We start from the raw sequence: 25,861 nt of genomic DNA, 5'->3' as shown, positions 1-25,861 counted from the left end.
CGGTAACATTGAACGTATCGTTACCTTGTTTTCTGAGGATTTGGTCATCTCCAGGCCCTCCGTAAAGGATGTCATCCTGTCTTCGCCATCAAGGATGTTATCATTTGTCTACCCGTTAATGGAATCGTTTTCTGATCCACCGTAAAGATTATCATTCCCATCCTCTCCGGCAATGAAATCATTCCCTATCTCTACTAATATGAAATAATCGTTTTGCAATGTTCCTTTTCAGCTTCAGCAAATTAGCAATAATTTTAGCAATAATTGTGTCGTTTTATTAAGCTATTCATTGGTGCCGCATGAAGTGCCGGATTGTTTTTTTTTAAACGTTTTACTATAAAATAAAATAAATCTAATAATAAAGCACAAAAAATAGCTGTCTTTTGTAAAAAAAATATCAATTATCTAAAAAAAATATTTTGGTTTAGCATAGTTGACCTGTCATAAAAGGTGCTATTTTGAAAAAATCAATGTGTCCTTTCGGTAAGGTAGCGTGATTTTTTTCCGGTGGATCTTATTGAATTTTGAATCATAAAACGAATATTTATAGCCGATGACAGATATTTCCTGGTTTTATTGCAGATAAGAGTCTGATTTTTGTGCTTCACTAAATTAAATATCAATAGTATATAAGAAATTAACTGAGATGATCTTGATATGGCTGATAGAATAAGATAAAACAGATGATAAAAATAAAGATTAAAAATAAAGATTAAAATGACACAAAATTCTGATAAACAGGTCACCAAAGATTATTTTTTGAAACCTGGCTATATATATCTGCCGGACAGACCCACTACGATTTCAACTGTATTGGGATCGTCAGTGGCGGTTAGTCTGTATGACAAATCCCTTAAAACAGGTGGAATGAATCATTTCCTTTTTCCATATATTGAAACCCGGAAAAAAACAACGGCCCAGTATGGAAATATTGCTGTTCTGACCTTGATTCGAATGATGGCAGCCAATGGATCTGATATTTCAAACCTGGAAGCGCAACTGTTTGGTGGTGCGTTTAACCCGGAATATTCAAAAAAAGACATTGGCAAAGACAATTTGAAAACAGCCAGGCATATTTTATCCGGGAAAAAAATTAAAATAGTTTCAGAAGATATCGGTGGTGAATTGGGCAGGAAAATTGTCTTTAATACAGGCACCTATGAAATTGCGATATTAAAGGTGGACCGGTTGAGAGAGTCGGACTGGTATCCGTATTCAGGTGACAGGTAGCCAAGATCACAGCCGTCCTTTTTGAATGATGGCGATCAGCAGCCAGATTCCCATAACGGCAGCAGCAAGAAATCCTGCAATCCCGATCACGGATACCCCAAAAAGCATAGGCGGAACTTTTGAGTTAATAAGTATTGCCGACCCCAATATCAATGCCGCTATAATGATTGAAAAAGAAATTCTGTTGCTGGTCTGGTCCTGGGTGTTCAACATTTTATCCAGGCCTTTAATGTTTATATCAAAAGACAGTTTTCCCGATTTTATAAGGCGCATGATCTCAACAGCATCCGTTGGAAAGATCCTGAGCAGTTTATAAGATTCTCTTGCCATACCCATCAATTCTTCAGTGATTCTTGAAGTTTTAAACTTTCGGTATTTTGCAGCCGTCACATATGGAATTGCATGGGAAATCATATCAAAATCAGGGTCAAGCTTTTTAGCGACACCTTCAATGGATATAAATGCTTTTATCATCAGGAAAAAATCCGGTGGTATTCGAAGTTTATGTGTCGCACACATTTCAAGGAATTGGTTGACCATTTTTGCGGTTTTAATATCTTTTAACGATTTTGACAGGTGCAGGGATACAAATTGAGACACATCTTTTTCAAGACGTGTTAAATCCGGCTGGATTTCATATTCAGCCAGTTCACACACCAGCCGTGAGGTGAGTTTGAAATTATTGGTGGTAATACTGTGAATCAGATCCACAAAAACCTCACGGGTGGCCTGATCAATAAATCCCGTCATCCCAAAGTCCACAGGGCAGATACGGTTTTTTTCCATGATAAAGATATTGCCGGGATGTGGGTCTGCATGGAAAAATCCATGTTCAAACACCTGCTTCATGATGAAATCAGCCCCCCGCCGTGTGATCAGTTTTTTATCAAGTCCGGCGGATTCAATTGCCTCAACATCATCCGCCTTGATTCCTCTGATATACTCCATGGCCAGAACCCGTTCGCTGGATTCTGCGTCATAAACTTTGGGAATCTGTATGGTTTTGTCATCTTTGAACTGCTGTGCCATTCGTTGCATATTGGATGCTTCAATAGAGTAATCCAGCTCTTTTTCAAGGGTTTTGGCAAATTCTTCCACAATTTTGACCGGTTTAAACAGCGCTACTTCCTCAATATTGTTTTCCATGATGGAGGCAAGGTGAAGCATGATTTCAAGGTCTGTTTCAATGGTTTTCCGTATGCCGGGTCTTTGAATTTTTACAGCAATCTGATCCTTATTATGGGTTTGCGCCCGGTGAACCTGTCCAATAGAAGCACTGGCAAAAGGCGTTTGTTCCATTGAATCAAATATTTTTTCATGGGATTTGCCAAATTCAGAGGCGATAATGGTTTTTACATGTTCAAATTCAAACGGCTGAACATGGTCCTGCAATTTTTCAAGTTCATTTAAGAGGTCAACGGGGATGAGATCCGGACGGGAAGAAAGAATCTGGCCCATCTTGATAAATGTTGGCCCAAGTTCTTCAAGCATCATTCTGATGCGCTGGTTTTTGGAAAATTTTTCTACTTTTTCATGTTTATTGACAACGTGAATGAGCTGAAGGCCCGATTCAATGTATCGTTCAATATTCATGGCATCAATGATGTTTTCAAACCCATACTTTAAAATGACACCAATGATGTGCTGATACCGCATCAGGTTGCGGTATCGCTTGCTTACCCGGCCGATTTTTTTAATGCTCAGCATAAAAGCTCAACAATCACTCATGGGTGGTCAGACAGTTTTTTCGTAAGGTCATCAATCCGGTCATTGAGTTTTTTGATATCTGATTTGGATGGCAGCTCCAGCTTTAACATGATCTTTTCTATGGTTTTTTCAACTTTTTTATCAAATCCTGTCCTTGCTTCTTCATATTTTTGCTGGCATTCCTGTAAAAAATCTCTTGCTTCATCCTGGCTCATTTTGGATTTTTGGGCAAATTCCTTTGCCAGGTCTTCAATTTCGTTTTTAGATCTTAAGGCCAGCCCCACACCGGTTAACAAACTTTTTTTCAGATATTCAAACATGTTCCCTCCAATAATTTTATATAAAAATGGCCATGGCGGTTATTTTGATCCAAAAGAGACATCCAGAATATCTTCCACACTGGAGTCGCCTTCCAGAATGGCATCCATCTTACCATAAGCTGACGGCAAAAGAGTATGAATAAAAAAATTAGCCGATTCAATCTGGCCTGCGTAAAATGCGATGTCTTTATTTTTTTCAGCTTTTGCAGCAACAGTTTTCTTTTCAAGACTGCCGATTTTTTGGGCAAGTATGGGTGCGGCAATAGATGCCCTCCACAAATGCATCCATGCAAAAGTGACTTCCCCTGTCACTTCAAGAAAAGGATGGGCAAAGGCAAAGGCATTCAGGACTTTTTCAGATCTGGCCCTTTCTCCGATATCCCGGGCAAGGGCTTCAAGTCGGGATACTGCATGGTTGACTTTTTCAGCCAGTTTTTCAATACTTTTAATTTGTTTTGCTGCGTCAACAGTCTTTCTCATCTGATTAATGAAGTATTGAAAACTTTTTTTGTTATTCAGGCCAAGTTTTCTGCCGATAAGATCCATTGCCTGAATACCATTTGTGCCTTCATAAATCATGAAAATTCTTGAATCCCTCATGAGCTGTTCAACCGGGAATTCACGGATATAGCCATAGCCGCCATAGATCTGTACGCCATGTGAGCATACCTCGAATGCCTTGTCTGTGATATGCCCTTTTAGAATGGGGGTCAACACTTCAACCAGTGCAATTGTATCTGATTTGAGTTGTTTGTCATCTGTGGTGTGTATGATATCAACGCATTTGCAATAATAATAGATCAAGGAGCGCATACCCTCAGTGTAGACTTTCATGTTCAGCAGCTGGCGTTTCACATCAGGATGCTGGATGATGGTTACATTTTGGGCTGCCGGATTTTTGCCGGCAAGCAGATGTCTTCCCTGTACCCTGTTTCTGGCATAATCAAGGGCATACATATAAGATGCAGATGCAACTGCAAACCCCTGCATGCCTACAAAGGCACGCGCTTCATTCATCATTCGGAACATGGCTGCCATGCCTTTGTTCTCTTCTCCCAAGAGCGTGCCGATGCATTCTCCTTTGTCTCCAAGGGAAAGAGATGCGGTTGCACTCCCGTGAATGCCCATTTTGTGTTCCAGTCCCGTGCACACGATATTGTTGAAGTCCCCCAGACTGCCGTCGTCATTGACACGATATTTGGGAACCAGGAACAAGGAAATTCCCTTGGTGCCGGCAGGTGCGCCGTTAATTCTGGCAAGTACCGGGTGAATGATGTTGTCGCACAGGTCATGGTCTCCGGCCGAGATGAAGATTTTTGACCCCTGTATAGAATAAGTGCCATCCTCTTTTTTGGTTGCCGTGGTGGTCAGCGCCCCTACGTCTGATCCTGCATGGGGTTCTGTTAAAACCATGGTGCCGCCCCAGATACCGGCAAACATTTTTTTCATGTAAAGTTTTTTTTGTTCTTCAGTGCCAAAGGCTTCCACCAGCTTGGCCGCACCGTGGGTCATGCCGTAGTAGAGCATGAATGCTGAGTTGGCACCCACCATGTGTTCCAGGACGGCACATCCGACAAGTTTTGGCATTCCCTGACCCCCAACATCAGGATCATCACACATGGCAAGCCATTCACCTTCACAATAGAGTTTCCAAGCCCGTTTAAAGGATTCCGGAACTGTTACCCGGCCGTTTACAAGTTTGCATCCTGTCTCATCCCCATCCTTAAACGTGGGAAGAATTTCTTTTATGGCAAGGTTTCTTGCTTCTGAGACAATCAGGTCAATGGCTTTTTTATTAAACTCTTTAAATGCTTTATGTTCAACCATCTTGATCTGCTCATGCAAAACAAAATCTACATCTCTTCTGTCACAGATAAGTTGTGCCATATATTCGTCCTTCCCTTTATGTAACTGTTTTTGTTTTACCTTGAACAATGCCGTCGGTTTTTAGGCAAAATAAACAGCATTGTCAAGTTATGAGCGTGGAAAAGTTTGATAGTTTTTCGTTTTTTTATAAAATTGTTAACAACGTTTTCGGGTTGATTGTTATACGAAAAAATTAATTTTACAATACAGTAGTTTGATTTTACAGGTTTTTTTTTGCATTGGCAAGGGGGGAGTGACAGCGATATTTTCCACCATTGAATTCAATATTCTTTTTGTAATATCTGTTTTGATGGATGGGTCTTTGATATGTTTTTTCTATATGAAAGTCTTTAACAATCCAAACAGTGACTTTCATGTTTTGTTGTAGGCAAATCTTAAATGAAATATCAGGTTTGCCTGTGGCAATTACTACAAAAATATTTAAAGCTCAAAAAATCAATTATTAAGTAGACGAAGAATTTATGTTGTGATACAGAAATAAACATGGATATCAAATGCTGGGGCTCAAGAGGGTCCATCTCTGTATCGGGTGAGAAATACAAAAAGTATGGTGGGGATACAACCTGTGTTGCAGTTACTGCAAAATCAGGGGAAACGATCATTATTGATGCGGGAACAGGTATCCGTCGCCTGGGCAATTCCTTAATCAAACAAAAGATCACCCGGTATTATCTTTTGTTTACCCATGCCCACTGGGATCATATTTTGGGAATTGCTTTTTTCAGACCGCTGCAATTCAGTAACGTTAAAATAATATTACAGGATCGTAAATTTTCAGATATCAGTACCCGGGCTGTATTGGCTGAAGTTATGAAACAGCCTTTTTTCCCGATCAGTTTAAAGGATCTGAGAGCAGATATCAAATTTGACACTGCATTAAACGATACATTCACCATCGGGTCTGTCAGGGTTGAAACCATTCCAACCAGCCATAACGGCGGAGGGTTGGGGTATAAGTTTATTGAAGACAAAAAAACATTTGTTTTTTTAACAGACAATGAACTTGGATTTGATCATCCTGAAGGAAAAGGCTTTGACGCGTATCTGGAATTTTCACGAAATACAGATCTCTTGTTTCATGATGCAGAATACACTGAAAATGAGTATAGCTTAAAAAAGGGTTGGGGGCATTCGTCGATTCAGGATGTATTGGATCTGGCATTAAAAGCCAACGCGAAAAAACTTGGGCTGTTTCATTTGAATCAGGACAGAACCGATGCCCAGATGGACAATATTGTCCGGAAGTGCCGGTCTGAACTGAAAAAGAAAAATGCCGTCCTCGACTTTTTTGCAGTCCCCTGCAATATGGAAATCCATCTTTAATAATCTAAGGATCAGGGACTTAAATCCCTACTCATGAAACACCTATCCAACTTTTCTTTTTTGCACACTGTCCGTATCATGTTATCCTGGAAAATGATGGCCATGTTTTTTTTTGGTTTCTCCTCCGGGTTTCCATTTTATATTGTCAAGGACGTATTAAAATTGTGGATGACAGAGTCCAATATAGATCTGACGACCATCGGTCTTTTTTCCGCCCTAAGTCTTCCTTACACCTTGAAATTTGTCTGGTCTCCGTTGATGGACGGATATGTTCCATGTTTTTTGGGCAGACGCAGGGGGTGGATTTTGATTGCTCAATTGGGGCTTATGATAAGTATTGCACTGATAGGGCAATTTGACCCTTCAGATTCACTGTTTGGAATTGTTTTCATGGCATTGTGCATCAATTTTTTCGGGGCAAGCCAGGATATTTCCCTGGATGCATTCCGGCGCGAATACCTGACCAGCGATGAACTTGGATTCGGCACAGGGGTATGGATGAATGCCTGGCGTCTTGGAATGTATGTTGCAATAGGTCTGTCACTTTTAACGGAGTTAAACATCAGTTGGGCCACAATTCACATCCTTTTGTCCTTGATGATGGGAATTGGCATGTTAACAACCTTGTTTGTTTCTGAACCAAAAATAGATGAAGGTCCGCCGGTTTCAATTAAAGAGGCGGTTGTTGAACCTTTTGTTGAGTTTTTCAAACGCAACAGTGCTATGCTGGTTCTTTTATTCATCTTATTATATAAAATAGGCGACAATATGGCAGGTGCCATGACCATTCCTTTTATTCTTAAAATGGGGTTTTCCAAAACAGAATATTTTGTCATTGTCAAAGGCATCGGAATGTTCGGACTGTTTGGCGGAGTGATTCTCGGGGGGGCTGTCATGATTCGCCTGGGCATTGCCAGGTCCCTGTGGGTATTTGGTGTTCTTCAAGCCTTATCTACTGCGTTCTTTGCCATATTAATTGTCATGGATCATAATTCATTGATCTGGCTGGACTACCGCCAGATTATTCTGGGGTGTGTTGTAGGGTTTGAGTTCTTTTCCACGGGGCTTGGGCAGGCAGCCTATGCAACCTATATGGCGATACAGACCAACAAAAGATTTACCGCTACCCAATATGCATTGCTGACAAGTTTAATGGCTGTTCCCGGGGTTTTTGCCGCATCTGTTACAGGGTTTATGGCGAAATATCTGGGGTGGGATCTGTTTTATCTTTTGTGTGCCGGGTTTGCTGTTCCGGGAATGCTGCTGTTGTTCAAAATTGCACCCTGGAATGCAAGCAACGAAGCTCTGGAAAAAGGATTTTGAGTGTAAATCAGCTTTTTTATGCAGCCGATTTTTAAAAAAATCGCCACAGTCGCCACAGGCAGATCCGGCCTTTCACATTGGTTTGACCAAACCATTCATATAAAATAGTGCTTGACAAAAAACACCCGTTTTTTTACTTAGAAGCAGGTGATTAGCAAACACTATACGATATGGATGTATTCTATATAACCAGACCGCTTTACTTGATATGTAAAGGTTTTAGCATATTGTGCAACCCAATTGCACCGATATAAATAAACTGACTATAATTAAACTGATCAGAATAATTTCGTGGTCAGATAAAACTTATTACAGAATACCGTTTTTAAGCCTTGATAAGCATCAGGCCAATGTTTTCAAGGCTCATGGAAAAACCGGGTTCTATATGTCTTTTTGCGAACAACTGATTTGCAGGTGTTTCGGTCAAAACGGGAAATTACATGAAAGCCTGATCAGTTGAGGAAAATTCAATTGTCAGGTTTTTTTTGTTTGGATCTTTGTTTGTTTTTGGGGAATAATTTAGAGCATACAGGGTTCATAGCTTTAAACTGTAAAGCTTGTTTAAACGGTTAGGAGGTTAACTAATGACTCAAGATTCAACACCACAGAAAGATATTTCAGGTTCTGTCATGGTTCTTGGCGGTGGAATCGCAGGAATGCAGTCTGCAATTGATTTGGCCAATTCAGGGTATTATGTGTACCTGGTTGAAAAATCATATGCCATTGGTGGTATGATGGCACGGCTGGATAAGACATTTCCGACCAACGACTGCACAATGTGAGTGATTTCACCTAAACTGGTCGAGGTCGGCCGGCATCTGAACATCGAATTGTTGACAAATACGGAACTTCTTGAGGTTGATGGCCAAGAAGGAAATTTTACTGCAAGGGTGAAAGAAAATCCAAGGTTTGTTGATTTGTTGAAATGTACGTCATGTGGGGAATGCGCCAAGGTGTGCCCTGTGGAAGTGCCCAGTGAACACAACCAGGGGCTTGCACCGCGAAAAGCTGTCTTTAAACAATACGAACAAGCCATACCGGGTGCATATGGGATTTCCAAAAGATCTACTGCCCCTTGTAAGGCAACTTGTCCGGCTCATGTGAGTATCCAGGGATTTATCGCTTTGATGAATCAGGGCAATTATGCCCAAGCGCTTAAGCTGTTCAAACAAGAACATCCTTTTCCCGGTTCCTGTGGCCGTGTCTGTCACCATCCCTGTGAAGCGGTTTGTACAAGAGGGGATGCGGACGAACCCCTGGCCATCCAGTACCTTCACCGGTATCTGGCTGAACTGGATTTTGAAGAAGATGATCCGTATATTCCTGAGGTTGAAGAGAAGCGGGATGAAAAAGTGGCTATTGTCGGTTCCGGGCCTGCAGGCCTTACCACGGCTTATTATATGGCGCAAAAGGGGTATACCGTTACCATATTTGAAAAACTGCCGGTCAAGGGCGGCATGATGGCTGTTGGTATACCTGAATACCGTCTGCCCAAGGCTGAGTTGGCAAAAGAAATTGACGTTATTGAAAAACTTGGTGTTGAGATCCAAACTTCGGTTGAATTCGGCAGGGATGTGACCTTGGAAAGTCTTAAAAAAGACGGGTACAGCTCCTTGTTCATGGCCACAGGTCTCCATGGTTCCCGCGGGTTGGGTGTTAAGGGCGAAGACCTTGACGGCGTGATCAAGGGGGTTGAGTTCTTGAGGGATGCAGCCCTTGGCACAGCTGAAAAACTGACCGGCAAGGTCATGGTTATCGGAGGCGGTAATGTGGCGGTTGACGTTGCCTTGACAGCCAGAAGGCTTGGCTCTGATGATGTTACCATGGTTTGTCTTGAAAAGCGGGATGAAATGCCGGCCTGGGATTATGAGATTGAAGAGGCTATTGAAGAAAAGGTTAAAATTATCAATAGCCTTGGACCCATAAGGTTTATTGAAGCCAACGGAAAAGTAGGTGAAGTTGAGTTCCAGGAATGTACCTCTGTATTTGATGAAAACGGCAGGTTTAATCCCCGGTATGATGATTGTAAATTAACTTGCTATGAAGCTGATACCGTTATTGTGGCCATCGGTCAGATGGGAGTTCTGGATTTTGCAGATGAACAAGGCATTGCTTTGACGCCTCCCGGCGGACTTGAAGCTGATCCCGTGACTTTGCAGACGCCCATTGACTGGGTATTTGCCGGTGGCGATGCGTTTTACGGTCCCAAATCTGTTGTGGATGCCATTGCCAGTGGAAAGACTGCGGCACAAAGTATGCACAGGTTCATCAATGGTGAAGATTTGATGGAAGGCCGTGAAGAAAAATCCTGGGATTATGAAAAACCCGATATTGATAATGTCCCAAGACTCCAGAGGCCGATACCTGCAAAAATCAGTGTGGAAGAAAGAGAAGGCAATTTCAGGGAAGTAACCTTGAATCTTGCCAAAGAAGCCATTGACAAAGAGGCGGCCCGTTGTCTTTCCTGTGGTATCTGTTCGGAATGCTACCAGTGTGTGGATGCCTGTCTTGCAGGGGCGATCAACCATGAAGAACAGCCGAAAATAAGAGATCTGAATGTGGGGTCTGTCATACTGACAACCGGTGCAACAACCTTTGATCCGTCAGGGCTGGATGATATCTACATGTACAACCGGTCACAAAATGTGATGACATCTCTTGAGTTTGAAAGAATTTTAAGTGCGGGCGGCCCCACCATGGGCCATCTTGTCAGACCTTCTGATGAAAAAGAGCCTGAAAAGATTGCATGGCTTCAATGCATCGGGTCAAGGGATACCAACCGGTGCGGTAACGGTTATTGTTCATCGGTCTGCTGCATGTATGCAATTAAAGATGCCATGATTGCCAAAGAACATTCCGACAAGGAACTGGATGCGGCCATATTTAATATGGACATGCGGACCTTTGGCAAAGATTATGAAAAGTATTATAACAGGGCCGCAGACCAGGAAGGGGTCAGGTTTGTAAAATCAAGAATTCATTCTGTAGTTGAAGAGCCTGGAACAGACAATCTTATTCTCAATTATGCCGATGAAGAAGGCAAAATGCACCAGGAAGTCTTTGACATGGTTATTTTGTCTGTGGGGCTTGTTATTCCGGAAGAGAGTGTGGCTCTTGCCAACAGGATAGGAGTTGAGCTGGACAAGTATAATTTTGTTAAAACCCCAACCTTTAACCCATTGCAGACATCCAGGCCGGGGATCTATGTATCCGGCTCTTTTCAGGGCCCCAAGGATATTCCTTCTTCCATAACAGAGGCAAGCGGGTCTGCATGTGCAGCCGGAATAAAACTTGCTGCAGCGCGTCATACCAACACAAAAACCGTTGTCATGCCTGAGCAAAGAGATGTTTTAGGAGAAGAACCCAGAATCGGGGTGTTTGTCTGTAAATGCGGCATTAATATTGCCGGGATTATTGATGTTGAGGAGGTTGAAAATTATACCAAGACACTTCCCAATGTCGTGTATACCGGTGAAAATCTGTTTACCTGTTCCCAGGATACCCAGGTTTCCATTAAAGAAATTATCAATGAACACAACCTTAATCGTGTGGTGGTGGCGTCCTGTACACCCAAGACCCATGAAGGCATTTTCATGGATACCCTGGAAGAGGCGGGTTTGAATAAATATCTGTTTGAAATGGCCAATATTCGAAATCAGGATTCCTGGATGCATTTTCACGAGCCTGAAAAAGCGACCCGCAAAGCCAAGGATCTGATTCGAATGGCAGTGGCAAGGGTGGCAACATTAGGGCCGCTGCATGACAAAAGAATCTCGGTCATTGACAAGGCATTGGTGATTGGCGGCGGTGTGGCCGGTATGACGGCGGCAAAAGGTCTTGCAGATCAAGGTTACCATGTTACCCTGGTTGAAAAACAAAATCATCTTGGGGGGCTTGGAAACCGGTTGCACCATACAATTGAAGGCGATGATATAAAAGCTTATTTGAAAGAGCTTATTGACACGGTTGAGAATCACGATAAGATTGAAATTCTTAAGCAGGCATTGATTGTCGAGTTTGGCGGATATAAAGGCAATTTTAATACTACGGTACTTGTCGGCACATCAATGGAAGAAAGAAAGATTGACCATGGTGCCATGATTGTGGCAACCGGTGCAACAGAATACCAGCCCACGGAATTTCTTTACAATGAAAGCGAGGCTGTGGTCACTCAGCTTGAATTATCCGACATGATGGAGGAGAACAAGGTTGGAAATCCTGATCGTGTTATCATGATTCAATGCGTGGGCTCAAGAAACCAGGAAAATCCAAATTGTTCACGAGTATGCTGTCAGAGTGCAGTTAAAAATGCCATTGCCTTGAAAGAAAAAAATCCTGATACAGATGTGTTTATTCTTTACAGGGATATGAGAATGTATTCCATGCTGGAAGAGTTTTACACAAAAGCAAGGAATATGGGGGTGATTTTTTCACGGTTTGATCCTGAAAACAAACCAGAGGTAACCAAAGGCCAAGACGGTAAGCTGTCTGTGACATTCACGGATCATGTGCTGGGATGCAAAGTGGAAGCAAGTGCGGATCTTGTTGTCTTGAGCGCCGGTGTTAAGGCTGCGGATACTGAAGAACTTGCAACAATTATTAAAACCAACACAAATGCAGAAGGCTTTTTTATGGAAGCCCATGTAAAGCTCAGGCCGGTTGAAGCGCCCACGGAAGGAATTTTTATCTGTGGCACTGCTCACGGACCAAAATTAATTACCGAAACCATTACGCAGGCTATGGCAGCAGCATCACGGGCAACCACATTCCTTTCTCAGGAATCTTTGACCCTGTCGTCTGTAACCGCAGAAGTGATGCAGGAAAATTGTGCTGCATGTCTGGTTTGCGTCAGATCCTGTCCGTATAATGTGCCGGTTATAAATGAACTTGGGGTAAGCTATATTGACCCTGCATTGTGTCAGGGATGCGGGGTGTGCGCATCTGAATGTCCTGCTAAAACAATAAAATTAAACTGGTATGAAGATAATCAGTTGCTCAGCAAGGTTGAGTCTTTGCTGGAGGGGGTAATATGACAAAAGATTTTGATCCAATTATTTTGGCATTTTGCTGTAATTTTTGAGGGTATTCAGCTGCGGACCTGGCAGGTTCCATGAGATTGAAGATCCCGTCAAATTTTAGAATTATTCGTGTTCCCTGTACCGGAAAAGTGGATATTATTCATATCTTGCGAGCCTTTGAAAAAGGAGCCGACGGGGTGTATGTTGTTGGTTGTATGGAAGGCGATTGCCATTACAATGAGGGAAATTTCCGGGCCAGAAAACGAGTTGAACAGGCGGCCAGGATTCTTGACAAGGTCGGAGTTGGAGGCGACCGTGTGAAAATGTTTAATTTGTCATCCGGCGAAGGACCTTTGTTTGCCCAGTATTCCATTGAGATGGATAATATGATTAAAAAATTGGGGCCAAGCCCTATCCGGGTTGCAAAACAGAACAAAAAAAAACAAAAGGCAGCTTAAAGCCGTAACCATAAATAACAGCTAAATATGAGGTTGGTTTATGATAATAGCAGAGAAAAAACCCATTGAAGAGATTATTGATGAAGTCAAAGGCTTCAACCGGATACTGATACTCGGGTGTAATGAATGTGTGACGGTTTGTGAAGCAGGCGGTAAAAAGGAAGTGGAAGTGCTGGCGTCTGCGTTACGAATGTATTTTATCAATCAGGGCGATGAAAAAATAATTGATGAAAGAACACTTGAGCGCCAGTGTGATCATGAATACTTGGAAGAAATTCGCAGTAATATTGATGATTATGATGCCGTTATTTCTCTTGCCTGTGGTGTAGGGGTACAGTTTGCCGCAGAAAAATATCTGACCACGCCCTTGATTCCGGGGGTAAATACCATATGCCTTGGTGCTAATGAAGACAGGGGGCTTTGGACGGAAAGATGTCAGGCTTGCGGTGCGTGTGTTCTTGCTAAAACCGGTGGTATCTGTCCGATTTCCAGATGTGCCAAAAGATTGCTAAACGGCCCTTGTGGCGGTTCATCCAATGGTAAATGTGAAATCAGCAAAGATGTTGACTGTGCCTGGCAGCTTATAGTAGATAGATTAAAAGCATTGAATAAAATGGAGGATTATGAGAAAGTTGCACCGATAAAGGATTGGTCCACAGATAGAGCAGGCGGGCCTCGAACGGTAACCAGGGAGGATGTGAAAATATGAATGCTTTAAATACGGAAAGCAGGCTGGAAAAAGTTTTAAAAGCAGGGCATATAGGTGTCACTTCTGAATGTGGTCCTCCCAGGGGAAGCGATGCACAAGAAGTTAAAAAAAAGGGCTTATTGATCAAGGATTATGTGGATGCGGTTAATGTCACCGATAACCAGACAGCCATGACAAGAATGTCTTCCCTTGCCGCATGCATACACCTGAAGTTGATGGGGATTGAACCTGTTCTGCAGATGGTGACACGCGATAAAAACAGGGTTGCGCTTCAAAGTGATATTCTGGGAGCAGCCTCCTTTGATATTCCGAATATGCTGTGCCTGTCCGGTGACCATCAAAGTTTTGGCGATTGTGCCCAGGGACAGAATGTTCATGATCTTGATTCCATGCAATTGGTTCAGACGGTTCGCTACATGCGGGATGAAGGAAAATTTCTGGGTGGGGACAAGATCAAGCGGCCACCGAAAATGTTTGTAGGCGCTGCTGCCAACCCGTTTGCCGATCCTTTTGAGATCAGGGTGCCGCGTCTGGCCAAAAAAATTGCCTGCGGTGCTGAATTTATCCAGACTCAGTGCATTTATAATCTGGATAAGTTCAAAGAGTGGATAAGATTGGCTGTTGAAAGGGGACTGACGGAAAAAACCTTTATCATGGCAGGCATGACTCCCATGAAATCAGTTGGTATGGCCAAATACATGAAAAACAGGGTGCCTGGAATGGACGTGCCTGATGAAATTATCAAGCGTCTGGCAGGTGTTGCCAAAGATAAGCAGGCCCAGGAGGGAATTGATATCTGTGTGGAACACATCCAGGAACTCAAGGAAGTGACAGGAGTTTCAGGATTCCATATCATGGCCATAGAGTGGGAGGAAAAAGTTCCTGAAATAGTTGAAAGAGCAGGGCTTTACCCAAGACCGGAATTATAGTTCAAGTCCCTGTTAACGATATTGAAGGGATAGTTGAAAATATCGAAAGGATACAGTTAAGGGAGCCCCCCTTTACCTGTATCCTTTTTTATATTAAGACTTAAGTGAAAATATTACTCCAAGGAGACAAGATGGCCGTAATTGTAAAATATATTGTTGTCAGGAATGGAGAGGAAAAAATGACATTTGCGACAAAAAAAGAAGCAGACGCATATGATAAAATGCTTGATATTGCCGACAACTTGTTTGAATTCCTGGAAGGTTCAAAAATAAAATTCAGTGAAGATCAGCTTGAGGATATTTCTTTGTTTATAGCAGAAAACAGTGAAACAGTGATTCCTATTTTGCGGGGGGTCAAGCCAAAGAAAAAAGAAACTAAAAAGCCTGAACAAAAAGAGAGTGTCCCCAAAAAAGTAAAAGCACAAAAGAATTAATAACTGCTTGTTTCTATCATAATATTTGCCGGGGAAAATGGTATTATAACAGTGAAATAGGGAATTGTAAGCACCCACAGAGATCAGGTTAAGATTTTTGCAGGTGCTTTATGATTAAAAAATTATTTTTTTCGGTCAATATCAGCAACAGCTTTCTGGACAAGTCGTTGAACCATGCTGTCCATTGTGATTCCACCAGCCTGGGATTGAGATAGGCCGAGAATGGATGTGCCTTTTTTACCCAACTCCATTTTATCTTCAAAATAACCGGTTGATACTTGTTCGGAAGTTGAAGCGTCCATGATTTTATATCTCATGCCAATAATCCAGACACCGGCGGATTCAGCGCTTTTAATAGAAGAAATAGCGGTATCGCCTATAAAACCGTCTTTACCGCCCACTATAGCACCGAAAATACTTCCAACAGCATCACCGCCAAATCCCTGGTTTGCCTGGGCTACTTTTTCAGCTTTCAGAACATCCAATTGTGCAAACCATTTGGTGGTTTTGAATTTTCCTTTTCTAAATTTTTTTAGAGACTCTGTATCACCCATATTGGCCGCCAGGGTAATTTCATTGAGCATGGGGCCTAAATCCGATCTTTCAAGAACCCTGAAATTGGCGTTGCCCAGTTCCAGTTCCGCATAATCTGCAATGTTATTTGAAGTTATTTTTTGAGCAAATGTTGCGTTATTGCTTTTTATTTTACCTGGTAAAACCACAAGCACAGGTCCTTTGATATGTGCGTTTTCATAGGTGATGGGCTGGTAGATCTGTTCGTCGGCCATTGCATTGGCCTTTTGTGAAGCACTGCCGCCCCCTGTTACTCCTGAAACGCATCCGCACAGCATGAACATACCGGAAAGTATTAAACCGGTTGCAAGTTTCAATTTTTTCAATTTCATCCTCCATAAATAATGAATTAATAATGAGTTATATTCTATAATACAACTATAGCACTACAAACAATTTGTGAAAAAATACTTTTTCACATCCTTATTTAAAAATCATTCACTGCAGCAAGGGCTTTTTCTGCAATTTTATTGCCTTGTTGAGATAATTGTTGAACCGCTTCCGGATTGATCCTGGCCACCTGGGTCATTGTTGCTTCGGTTCTGGCTAAATTCTCAATTCGTTCAGGTGTTGCCTCGGATAATGATGCCGGCAGGGTCTTGTTGAACTTGCCGGGCAGGTCATCAATTTTATGGGTTGTATGAAAATCAACCCTGACGACATCTCCCCGGGCAGATACCAGCTTAAATACATCTTTTCCGAATTTTCGATTCAAAGGCTTGATAACCGTATCGTTTATGATATCGGTAAAATTTCCACGGGTTCCGGCAAAATCAATTTCATAAAACGACAGTCCTTGGGCATCAAAATTACGAAAATCAACATTCATGACCGGACGAAGGCCGATCATTTCTTTTTTAAATAATGTTCCCGTGTCATAGTCCGGCAGGCCAAAAATTTCAAGCTGGAAGATTTTTGATGTTCTCATCAGATGATCTTCAAAAAAACCTTTGGAAAATTGTTCTCCAATGAGTTTTCCAATATCATCCATGGCCGCGTCTTCATCTGACCAGCTTTTGTTTCTCGGTATTGTGTTGTTAAAATAGACTTCCTCTGATGTATAATTATTAATGCATTTAATTGTCCAGGAAGTGAGAACATATTTAGTTATTGTCAGGCCGGAGGCTTGAAGTGTAGCTGTAAGCGATTTGAACTTAACCTCTCCTCTTATGGAAAAATCTGATGTTTTGATATGAGTTGCCAAGGTTGTGGCATTAGACTGATTTTTCGGCATAGTGCGGTCTGCTGTTTGAGCGTCTAACTGACCGGCATCTTCCGACCAGACCCGATAACCAAATTTGGAAAACCGTTCTTTTAAAATGTTTTCTGCGACATCAGAGCGTTCCGGGGCAACTCTTGATCCGCGTTTTGCATCCCTGATGGTAATGGCCACTGATATTTTCGGATTCCCATAGTCCTTCAGCAGACTTAGCCGCTCTGTCTTTGACATGACCTGAAGGGAGTCCTTGATTGAAGAAAGGTAAACCTCAGCTTTTAAAAGCATGTGCATAAAGCCGTCTTCTCCTTTCCATGGAGGGCTTTCTTTTATAACCCTCTTGATCAGTCCCTTTGTCCGGGTTAGAATTTTATCATGAATCAGGGCATAATTTTCAACAAGGGTTGAACTTTCAACATAACTGCCCACTGCCTTTTCAATGACCTGCCGTTTTGCATCCTGCCGCAAGGCGTCAAGAAGTTTGCCTTTGTCATTTTGATAGATATCTGCTTGAGGATCTGCAAGGCCTTCTGCTGAAACAAGAATGGTCTTGCCGGCAGCATTGGCCAAGTTCGGCGAAAAACAGGCCATCAGGCCTGCCATAAAAAAAAATAAAACAAGAATAATCGGATTTAATCTTTTTTGATGTTGATAAGTGTTCATGATTTTTATGCCTTAAAAGTCTGTTACACTTTCTATTTTTGGTTTTGTTTCAGGCGGTTGCCTGGGATTAAAGTTTTTTTGTTTGCCTGAATTCTTGCAATAATCGTTGTAAAGACGTGCGACCACCAGGCCGGATTTTTCTTTGACAAGAGCCAGGGCTGCCGCCAATGTGTTTTGTCCTGCAAAAGACTCTCCTTGTTCCGTCACCCTTGAAATGACTCGTCCTGCTTCATCCACAAGGGTAAAAATTATGGTTATGGATACCTCATTCACGCCTACAATATGATTTACCCTTGTTTTGTGTTGAATTAATCCCCTTAAAATAAAATCAGCTTTTAATTTGCCGGCAGCATTGGCAGCCGCATTCATATCATTGGATAAAAAGGCATTTATTTCAGCTCTGGCGATCCGTGCTGTTATTTGTTTTTGAGAGTAAGTTTTTAACCCCAGTTTATGAAGCTCGTTATTTATTGGAAGGAATAACGGGTCATAATCTGCCCGACCGTCTTCCTGGCCGATGATTACGGCAATTTTTTTTTCTTTAAGGTCATCCCGGCAGGCAATGGACAAAAGTCGGTCAATTTTTTTTTGGGTTTTGTCCTGTTGCTGTTTTTCCTGTAGTACCTCTTCTTTTTCATATTCGCTGAAAGAAAAAGAAAACACAATCGCAGGATAAAACATCAATATCAGCAAACACCATAAACTATTTGGTTTTTCCATTGAATATCCTTTGTTAACAGTATGTTCCTGTATTTAAATATTTGACATCGGTATATTTATATTGCTTGCTTTGTCGTTATATTCCTGCCTTTGATACTTGCCGATGTTTCAGCATTTATTCTCTGGCGAACCGCTACCATGTCTTGCCCTTTTTCAGTGATGCGAATTTCTAGTTCAATGACACATATAGATAGCAAGCAGCTTTTTGTCAAGAGAACTAAAGGGCCAACAGGTGCCTTGTTTTTAATAAAGTATTGATGTTTCAGCTAAAAATAATTATAATGCCATGGTTTTTTTGTTGATTTTTACCTGGAAATTTAGAGGGGAAGAAGCGTTAATGGGAGTTAAAAATTGGTCGGAATATTTGCAGCAGCATACGGTACTTTTAGTTGCCGTTGTTGTTGCTTTTTTTGTTTTGGAATTTGGGATTTTTGTCAGCGCCTCCATGCGTTCGGGAAATCAATCATATATGCAGGTGTTGAACGATTCCAATGATGTTGTTTACCAGGTCAATGGGTCAACCATGACAAAGTTTGATAAATATTATTTTCAAAATATCTTTGGCCCACTTGAAAATTATCGGGTCAGACTTGTCACCAAGGATATTCCTTTTCCTTTCAGGGCTTGGTTTTCTGCGGCCGTAGGGATTCCGGTTGGGCTGGTTCTGCTGATAGGGTTTGTGTTAAAAGCGGTGATGACCTTTCTTCAGGGAAGCGAAGAATCTAAAGAGGATTCCGGCAAGATTCCGGCAGACAAAGCAAATAAGGTTGATACTTTTTTTTTCCGTATCAGCCGGTTTAATATTTTTATTATCGGGTTTCTTATTTTTGCAGGTGTCTTCCTCTACTGGGTCATTCCTAACCTCCTCACTTTTCTTGCCCGCACAGGCATGGATATCATTGTCGATTTCAAGTGGTTTTTTGTGGCTCTGGGTGCAGCAATGTTTTTTCTCTTTGCCTGGTTTATGTACATGAAGTATAAACTTGCACAAAAGAGCATGGAGGTTCAAACTGAGATCAGGAAATACGAACTTCAGCTTGAGTATAAAAGAGCGGCCGGAACAGTTAACGCCCTTGGTTATGATGATCAAGCAGAATGCAAGATGATCGACTATGTGGAACAGGAACATGTTAAAGAAGATGATGACAAAAAGCAGGATAACAAAGAACAATGAATATTATAGCCATTTTGATATCAAGGAGAGAATAATATGGAGTTGAATGGGAACATGTTTGATGATGAGACTCTCCACCCTGGCAGCTGCTGCCGGAGGAACGACAGGCACGGCATATTTTTATTAACCCAAAATGTTGAGGACAAATACCTTGGCTGAACAAACATATATCATTGGAATTGATCTTGGTACAACCAACAGCATTGTGTCATATACAAAAATAAATCCCGCAGAAGGTGAAGAAAATACCATCAAGGTATTCAATATTCCCCAGCTTGTGGATGCAGGGGTTGTGGTAGAGAGGGAGATGCTCCCCTCATTTATTTTCATGCCTGAAAAACACGATGTGTCCGACGGTGCCCTGGAGACGGGTTTTGGAACCGGAAACGCTATAACTGTGGGGGAATTTGCCAGAAATCGCGGTGCAGAGATTCCTCAGCGCATGATTTCGTCTGCCAAGTCATGGCTCTGCAATACCCTGATCGACAGGAACAAACCGGTGCTGCCATGGAAAGGGCCGGGAGATATTTCAAAAATGTCTCCGGTGGAGGCTTCTTCTGCTATTTTATCCCATATCCGTGATGCCTGGAATCATGTGATGGCAAAAGACAATAAAGATTTTATAATAGAAAATCAGGATGTCTACTTGACCGTTCCCGCCTCTTTTGATGCAGTGGCCAGGGAATTGACGGCAAATGCCGCCACAATGACCGGTTTTGAGAATATAACCCTTCTTGAAGAGCCCCAGGCCGCTTTTTACTCCTGGATAGAAGCCCTGGATGACAAATGGCGAAAAGTTGTTAAAAAAGATGACACTGTGCTTGTATGTGATATTGGTGGGGGAACTACGGATTTTAGTTTGATCCGCATCTCGGAAGAGGAGGGGGATCTTGTACTGGAAAGAGTTGCCGTGGGAGACCACCTTCTTGTGGGCGGGGACAATATGGATCTTGCCCTGGCCTATTTTGTTTCCCAAAAGCTGGCGGAAAAAGGCAAGAAACTGGATGTCTGGCAGATGCAGGGCTTGAGCCACAGCTGCCGGAATGCCAAAGAAAAAATGCTTCAGAATCCGGAAATGGATAAGTTCCCCGTCACGGTTCTCGGGCGGGGCAGCGGTTTGATCGGTGGAACCATTAAAATAGACCTTGCAAAAACAGATGTTGAAAATATTCTTGTGGATGGGTTTTTCCCTCAATGTGACAGCAATGCTATGCCGGTTGCGCGACAGAAATCAGGAATCCGGGAGCTGGGTCTCTCTTACGAGGCAGATCCAGCAATCACAAAACATATGGCCAAATTTCTTTCCCGGCAAAAATCAAATGGCGAGAAAATGGAGATTCCCAACGCGGTTCTGTTTAACGGCGGTATCATGAAGGCTGATCCGGTACGAAAAAGGATTCTGGATACGCTTTTCTCATGGCGCAAGGAGGCAGGGCTTGACTCGCCTGAGGTGCGTGAAATTGCTTCGGAAAATTTTGATCTCTCCGTGGCAAGGGGTGCGGCCTATTACGGTCGGGCAAGAAGGGGAGACGGCATACGTATTCGGGGCGGCCTGGGACGATCCTATTATATGAGTATTGCGGCGGCAATGCCTGCGATTCCCGGACTGCCTGCACCGGTCAAGGCCCTTTGCCTTGCCCCTTACGGTATGGAGGAAGGCACCGAAGCACATGTGGAGGACCAGGAGTTTGTCATTGTGGTGGGAGAAGAGGTCAGTTTTGATATCATGGAGTCAACATGCCGTCATGAAGATGTTGTGGGAACTGTGGTGGAGGAATGGGAACAAGGCGAGATAGAAAATATGAGTACCATTGAAACCGTGCTTGAAGGAGAGTATGGGAGCGTGATTCCTGTGACCATTGAAATCAAGGTGACGGAAATAGGAACCCTTGAATTCTGGTGCGTTTCAAGGGAAGATGGCCAGAGATGGAAGCTTGAATTTAATGTACGGGAGAGAGACGATTTTGAATCTTGATGCCATTCGATATATCATTGGAATTGATCTGGGAACAACCAATACAGCGGTCTCTTATGTGGATCTTGAAGAAGGCGGTGGCAGGGGAAAATCTTATGCAAAAGGGATAAGAATTTTCAAGGTTCCCCAGCTTACAGGTGCAGGAGAGGTGAACAGGCTTTCGGTTCTTCCCTCTTTTCTCTACATCCCGGGTGAGTATGACATATCGGAAAATTCCGTTTTTCAGCCCTGGAACCCCACCCAGAAAAATTTTGCAGGGGCTTTTGCAAGAGATCACGGATCAAAGGTTCCTTCCCGTCTTGTCTCGTCCGCCAAGAGCTGGCTTTGCCATGATAAGGCGGACAGGCGGGCAAAAATTCTTCCCTGGGGAGCGCGAACGGATATGGGAAAAGTTTCGCCTGTGGATGCCACCTGTGCTTACCTGGAGCATATAAAAAAAACCTGGAATGCCGGGCGGGGAAACAATGAGGATCTTTACCTTGAAAACCAGTTTGTCGTGATAACGGTTCCCGCCTCTTTTGATGAGGTGGCAAGGGATCTGACTGTTGAGGCAGCAAAAATGGCCGGTCTTAAAAAAGTCACCCTGCTTGAAGAACCCCTGGCAGCCTTTTACAGCTGGCTGATTAAGCACGAAAAAGACTGGGCCAGGCATGTTAATCCGGGAGAACTTATCCTGGTGTGCGATATCGGCGGCGGTACAACGGATTTTACCCTGATTACCCTGAGAGAAACCCAAGGCACCTCCCGGTTTGAAAGAATTGCCGTGGGGGATCACTTGATCCTGGGAGGCGACAATATTGACCTTGCTTTGGCTCTAAGCGTGGAGAAAACTTTTGATAAAAACAGGCCGGCCCTTTCCGGAGACCGGTGGAAAGAGCTTTGTCACCAGTGCCGCCGGGCCAAAGAAAATATTCTGAGCGGCAAAACCGATGTGGAACATATTGCCATGAGGGGAGAGGGCAGGAGTCTGATCAAGGGTACGGTTTCTGCAAAACTGACCCGGGAGATGCTTGAAGAGACTGTCCTGGAAGGGTTTTTTCCGGATGTGGATATTGAAACGGTAAAAAAAGCTGACACGAGAAAAGGGATCAGCGAATTCGGGCTTCCTTATGAGCAGGAACCTGCCATGACAAAACATCTGGGATGGTTTCTGGAAAATCACAAGGCTGATATTGAACAGCTGCTCAACAAGAACCATGCACCCGACCATATTTTCTTTAACGGGGGATCACTCAAACCCAAAGTGATTACGGAAAAAATCAGAAAGGCTGTGCGGTACTGGTTTAAAGAGGAGGATGAGACCCTTCCCAGAGTCTTGGAAAACCCTGATCCTGATCTTTCCGTTGCTCTGGGCGCATCCTACTATGGTCTTGCAAAAATCGGCAAAGGCGTCAGGGTGGGAAGCGGCAGTCCCAGGGCCTATTATCTTGGAATTTCTGTTTTGGAAAATGGCAAACAGACTTCTGCCAAGGCTGTATGCCTTGTGGAAAGGGGGCTTGATGAAGGCACCGATATCCGGCTTGAAGGCAAGAAAATGACCGTGCTTGCCAACCGGCCCGTGAGTTTTGAAGTGTTCAGTTCCAGTTACCGTTCCGGCGATAAATGCGGTGATGTGGTTGATGTGGATGAGACTCTCACAACCCTTCCTTCCATTCAGACCGTCATCAAATTCGGCAAAAAAGGTGAAGCAGCCGAGATCCCGGTTCAGGTTGAAGCGCAATACACTGAAATCGGAACCCTGGTTCTCTGGTGCCGTTCCCTGGCTAGTGACCACCGGTGGCAGCTTCAGTTTCAGCTTCGTTCGGGAAATGGTGCGGATGCTGTTGAGGTTGTTGAAGCGGAAGTGTATGAGGAAAAGCTGGTTCAGGCGGCACTGGGTGTTATACAAACCGCTTTTTCCAAAGAAAACAAACAGGATGGAGCCGGGATTCCACTGGTATCAGTGCCCAAAACCATTTCAAAAATGACCGGGACCTCCAAAGCCAAATGGCCCCTTTCCTTTGTCCGTGCCATTGCCGATCAGATGCTGGAAAATATTGAGGCCCGGAAAATATCGGCACAATTTGAACACCGCTGGCTTAATCTGACCGGTTATGCTGTTCGTCCCGGCTTTGGTCAAAGCTTTGATGAAGAAAGGGTCAAAAAAATATGGAAAATTTTTAAGCAGGGGCCGGTCTTCAATAAAAGTGCCCAGGTCAAATCCGAGTGGTGGATTCTCTGGCGGCGGGTGGCGGCGGGTCTTACCGCAGGTCAGCAGCGGCAGTTTGTTCAGGAACTGAGTTCCCTTATCAGCCATAAAAAAACAAGCGCCCCTAAAATTTCTCCCCAGGAGCGTCTTGAAATATGGATGGCAGTGGCCAACATGGAACGGCTGCTGGTCAAGGACAAGGTGAAATGGGGCAACCAGCTTTTGTCCGAGATGATTGCTAAAAAAGCAGTTGACCAGCATTTCTGGTCCTTGTCAAGAATTGGGGCAAGAGAGCTTCTCTATGGGTCTGTTGACCGGGTAATTCCCCCGTCAAAAGTGGAGCCGTGGATTGAAAAGCTGATGTCTCTGAAACGGCAGAACCCAAAACCTGTGGCTACGGCCCTAATTCAGCTGGCAAGAAAAACCGGGGATCGCATGAGAGATATTAATCCGGACAAAATTGACCGGATACAAGACTGGATGACAAAACAAAACATTTCCGATGCCATGACAAAACCGCTTCATCATGTGGTTTGCCTCAGTAAAAAAGAGGAGAACACTATTTTCGGAGAAGCGCTTCCTTCGGGGATTGTTCTTCATGGGTAGTTAGCTTTCCTTCTTCTTTGTTGGCAATTTGTGCTGTATTTTTTTTGAGACGATTGTTATGGGGGTGGTCAGGAATGAAGACATCGAGGAGACAATACCCAAATGATGAAAAACTCATACAAAATTAAGGGATTCAGCTCTGTTGTTTTTAGATTCTTAAGGGTTGTTATTGTTCTGGCCGTTGCTGTTGGTGCTGCAAAACTGCTCATCTCTTTAAAAGAAAAACCTGAAAAAAAACAAATTGTTAAAACACCTCCAAGTGTAAAAATCATGGTGGTAAAACCGGTTTCAAAAACTATGACCATAGACGCATATGGCACGGTAAAACCAAGAAAACTGGTAAAAATTGCCGTTGAGGTTCCCGGACGAATTGATTATTTGCATCCTTCTTTTATTGAAGGGGGGATGATAGGCAAGGGAGATCTTCTGGTCGGGATTGATCAAAGATCGTATCAACTGGAGCGGCAGACAGGGCAGGTGAGAATCCGGCAGGCAAACGCGGATATTGAGAGCTTGAAACAGGATATTGAAAATTTGAAAAACGATATCCTGCTTTCAACGGCCAATGTTGATTTAACCCAAAAAGAACTTGAAAGAGTCAAAACATTGACCCGTAATCAATTTGCGTCGAAAAACAGCCTGGACAAGGCTGAACAGCAATATTTGCAGGCAAAGATTCAATTGCAGAATATCCGTAACCGGCTTTTTTTGACAGATACCTTGATGGAGCAGAAAAAGGCAGCCCTTGCCATGGCCAGGGTTGATTTGCAAAAAGCCGACCTTGCGTTGCAAAAAACCCGTATTAATTCTGAGTTTAATGGGTTTGTCCTGGATAAGTTTGTTGAAAAAGCAGAATATGTCACCCCAGGTCAAATCCTGGGAGCAATGTATCAAAAAAACAGCCTGGATGTTGATGTGAGAATCCCTTTGGAAAAAATGAAATGGATTGAATCTTTTTTTCACAATGGAAAAATGCCGGTTGCAAAGGTAATCGTGGCTAATTTTGACAGCATAAAAACATATGTATGGGACGCGAAAGTCGCCAGGTTAAAGGCCAATATCGATGAAAAGACAAGGACTTTGCCCATGACACTTGAAATACTGAACCCTGATGTCAAAATAAAACATATATTTGATTTAAGACCGGGCACATTTGTCAAATGCAGCATTATGGGACAGACTTACGACAATCTTTTTGTATTGCCAAGGCATCTGTTAAGAGACGGTGATGTTTTTTTTACGGTAAACGACAGTCATTTGAAAATGAAGAAGGTCACTGTTTTAAGAAAATTTGAAGAAGAAATTTATATTAGCAAAGGACTTGCTCCGGGCGATAAAATAATCACATCTCCGCTTCCCGGTGCCAGGGAGGGAATGGCCTTGGCCATAAAATCAAATGGGAACTAAA

General features: G+C 43.0%; 19 protein-coding genes. 12 read left to right on the top strand and 7 right to left on the bottom strand.

Annotation, left to right across the window (positions count from 1 at the left end):
- Nucleotides 1-108: 108 nt before the first annotated feature.
- Nucleotides 109-219 carry a hypothetical protein gene (locus BLT94_RS22655; RefSeq protein ID WP_175530344.1) on the bottom strand — a complete coding sequence of 37 codons (111 nt, stop codon included), beginning with the start codon at nucleotides 217-219 and terminating at the stop codon, nucleotides 109-111.
- Nucleotides 220-717: 498 nt separating this feature from the next.
- Here BLT94_RS22655 and BLT94_RS11870 point away from each other — a divergent pair, with 498 nt between their 5' ends.
- Nucleotides 718-1,230, top strand: coding sequence for a chemotaxis protein CheD (locus BLT94_RS11870; protein ID WP_092234301.1), 513 nt, complete (start codon nucleotides 718-720; stop codon nucleotides 1,228-1,230).
- A 6-nt stretch (nucleotides 1,231-1,236) separates the two neighbouring features.
- On the opposite strand, the gene BLT94_RS11865 is transcribed toward BLT94_RS11870, so the two are convergent.
- From BLT94_RS11865 to BLT94_RS11855, 3 genes are read right to left on the bottom strand one after another with little or no spacing between them, the layout of a single operon-like run.
- Complete coding sequence (locus BLT94_RS11865) at nucleotides 1,237-2,937, bottom strand: ABC1 kinase family protein (protein ID WP_092234298.1); 1,701 nt, start codon at nucleotides 2,935-2,937, stop codon at nucleotides 1,237-1,239.
- Nucleotides 2,938-2,954: 17 nt separating this feature from the next.
- Nucleotides 2,955-3,257 (bottom strand): phasin family protein, encoded by a 303-nt coding sequence (locus BLT94_RS11860; RefSeq protein ID WP_092234295.1) that lies wholly within the window; start codon nucleotides 3,255-3,257, stop codon nucleotides 2,955-2,957.
- Nucleotides 3,258-3,296: 39 nt separating this feature from the next.
- Nucleotides 3,297-5,144 carry an acyl-CoA dehydrogenase gene (locus BLT94_RS11855; RefSeq protein ID WP_092234292.1) on the bottom strand — a complete coding sequence of 616 codons (1,848 nt, stop codon included), beginning with the start codon at nucleotides 5,142-5,144 and terminating at the stop codon, nucleotides 3,297-3,299.
- A gap of 483 nt (nucleotides 5,145-5,627) precedes the next feature.
- Here BLT94_RS11855 and BLT94_RS11850 point away from each other — a divergent pair, with 483 nt between their 5' ends.
- From BLT94_RS11850 to BLT94_RS11810, 7 genes are all read left to right on the top strand, one after another.
- Nucleotides 5,628-6,467, top strand: coding sequence for an MBL fold metallo-hydrolase (locus BLT94_RS11850; protein ID WP_092234289.1), 840 nt, complete (start codon nucleotides 5,628-5,630; stop codon nucleotides 6,465-6,467).
- 33 nt (nucleotides 6,468-6,500) lie between these two features.
- Entirely contained in the window at nucleotides 6,501-7,790 is a 1,290-nt protein-coding gene (locus BLT94_RS11845) for an AmpG family muropeptide MFS transporter (protein ID WP_092234286.1), read from the top strand.
- Between the two features lie 584 nt (nucleotides 7,791-8,374).
- The gene (locus BLT94_RS11830; protein WP_175530342.1) at nucleotides 8,375-12,823 is read left to right on the top strand and encodes an FAD-dependent oxidoreductase; all 4,449 of its coding nucleotides are present in this window, start codon (nucleotides 8,375-8,377) and stop codon (nucleotides 12,821-12,823) included.
- Nucleotides 12,820-13,266, top strand: coding sequence for a hydrogenase iron-sulfur subunit (locus tag BLT94_RS11825; RefSeq protein ID WP_269764181.1), 447 nt, complete (start codon nucleotides 12,820-12,822; stop codon nucleotides 13,264-13,266). The genes BLT94_RS11830 and BLT94_RS11825 overlap by 4 nt, the downstream gene beginning before the upstream one ends.
- A gap of 40 nt (nucleotides 13,267-13,306) precedes the next feature.
- A complete protein-coding gene (locus BLT94_RS11820; RefSeq protein WP_014958674.1) occupies nucleotides 13,307-13,975 on the top strand; it encodes a methylenetetrahydrofolate reductase C-terminal domain-containing protein in 669 nt (222 codons plus the stop codon).
- Nucleotides 13,972-14,904 (top strand): methylenetetrahydrofolate reductase, encoded by a 933-nt coding sequence (locus tag BLT94_RS11815; protein WP_014958673.1) that lies wholly within the window; start codon nucleotides 13,972-13,974, stop codon nucleotides 14,902-14,904. The genes BLT94_RS11820 and BLT94_RS11815 overlap by 4 nt, the downstream gene beginning before the upstream one ends.
- 131 nt (nucleotides 14,905-15,035) lie before the next feature.
- Complete coding sequence (locus tag BLT94_RS11810; RefSeq protein ID WP_014958672.1) at nucleotides 15,036-15,338, top strand: YebG family protein; 303 nt, start codon at nucleotides 15,036-15,038, stop codon at nucleotides 15,336-15,338.
- Between the two features lie 122 nt (nucleotides 15,339-15,460).
- Here the strand turns inward: BLT94_RS11810 and BLT94_RS11805 are convergent, their stop codons facing one another.
- The 3 genes from BLT94_RS11805 to BLT94_RS11795 form a co-directional block, all read right to left on the bottom strand.
- Complete coding sequence (locus BLT94_RS11805) at nucleotides 15,461-16,243, bottom strand: hypothetical protein (RefSeq protein WP_083863760.1); 783 nt, start codon at nucleotides 16,241-16,243, stop codon at nucleotides 15,461-15,463.
- A 95-nt stretch (nucleotides 16,244-16,338) separates the two neighbouring features.
- A complete protein-coding gene (locus BLT94_RS11800; protein WP_092234280.1) occupies nucleotides 16,339-17,790 on the bottom strand; it encodes a hypothetical protein in 1,452 nt (483 codons plus the stop codon).
- A 12-nt stretch (nucleotides 17,791-17,802) separates the two neighbouring features.
- On the bottom strand, nucleotides 17,803-18,510 hold the full coding sequence (locus tag BLT94_RS11795) for a hypothetical protein (protein WP_092234277.1): 708 nt from the start codon (nucleotides 18,508-18,510) through the stop codon (nucleotides 17,803-17,805).
- A gap of 337 nt (nucleotides 18,511-18,847) precedes the next feature.
- Here BLT94_RS11795 and BLT94_RS11790 point away from each other — a divergent pair, with 337 nt between their 5' ends.
- From BLT94_RS11790 to BLT94_RS11775, 4 genes are all read left to right on the top strand, one after another.
- On the top strand, nucleotides 18,848-19,684 hold the full coding sequence (locus BLT94_RS11790) for a hypothetical protein (RefSeq protein WP_014958668.1): 837 nt from the start codon (nucleotides 18,848-18,850) through the stop codon (nucleotides 19,682-19,684).
- A gap of 151 nt (nucleotides 19,685-19,835) precedes the next feature.
- Nucleotides 19,836-21,659 (top strand): Hsp70 family protein, encoded by a 1,824-nt coding sequence (locus BLT94_RS11785; protein ID WP_092234275.1) that lies wholly within the window; start codon nucleotides 19,836-19,838, stop codon nucleotides 21,657-21,659.
- A complete protein-coding gene (locus BLT94_RS11780; protein ID WP_245743093.1) occupies nucleotides 21,601-24,453 on the top strand; it encodes an Hsp70 family protein in 2,853 nt (950 codons plus the stop codon). Before BLT94_RS11785 ends, BLT94_RS11780 begins: the two co-directional genes overlap by 59 nt.
- Before the next feature lie 102 nt (nucleotides 24,454-24,555).
- Nucleotides 24,556-25,860 carry an efflux RND transporter periplasmic adaptor subunit gene (locus BLT94_RS11775; protein ID WP_092234270.1) on the top strand — a complete coding sequence of 435 codons (1,305 nt, stop codon included), beginning with the start codon at nucleotides 24,556-24,558 and terminating at the stop codon, nucleotides 25,858-25,860.
- The last annotated feature ends 1 nt before the right edge of the window (nucleotide 25,861 follow it).

This window comes from Desulfobacula phenolica (genome assembly GCF_900105645.1).
Classification (GTDB): Bacteria; Desulfobacterota; Desulfobacteria; order Desulfobacterales; family Desulfobacteraceae; genus Desulfobacula; species Desulfobacula toluolica.
The sequence above is the reverse complement of the archived record's forward strand: the minus strand, read 5'-3'. Positions and strand labels throughout refer to the sequence as shown.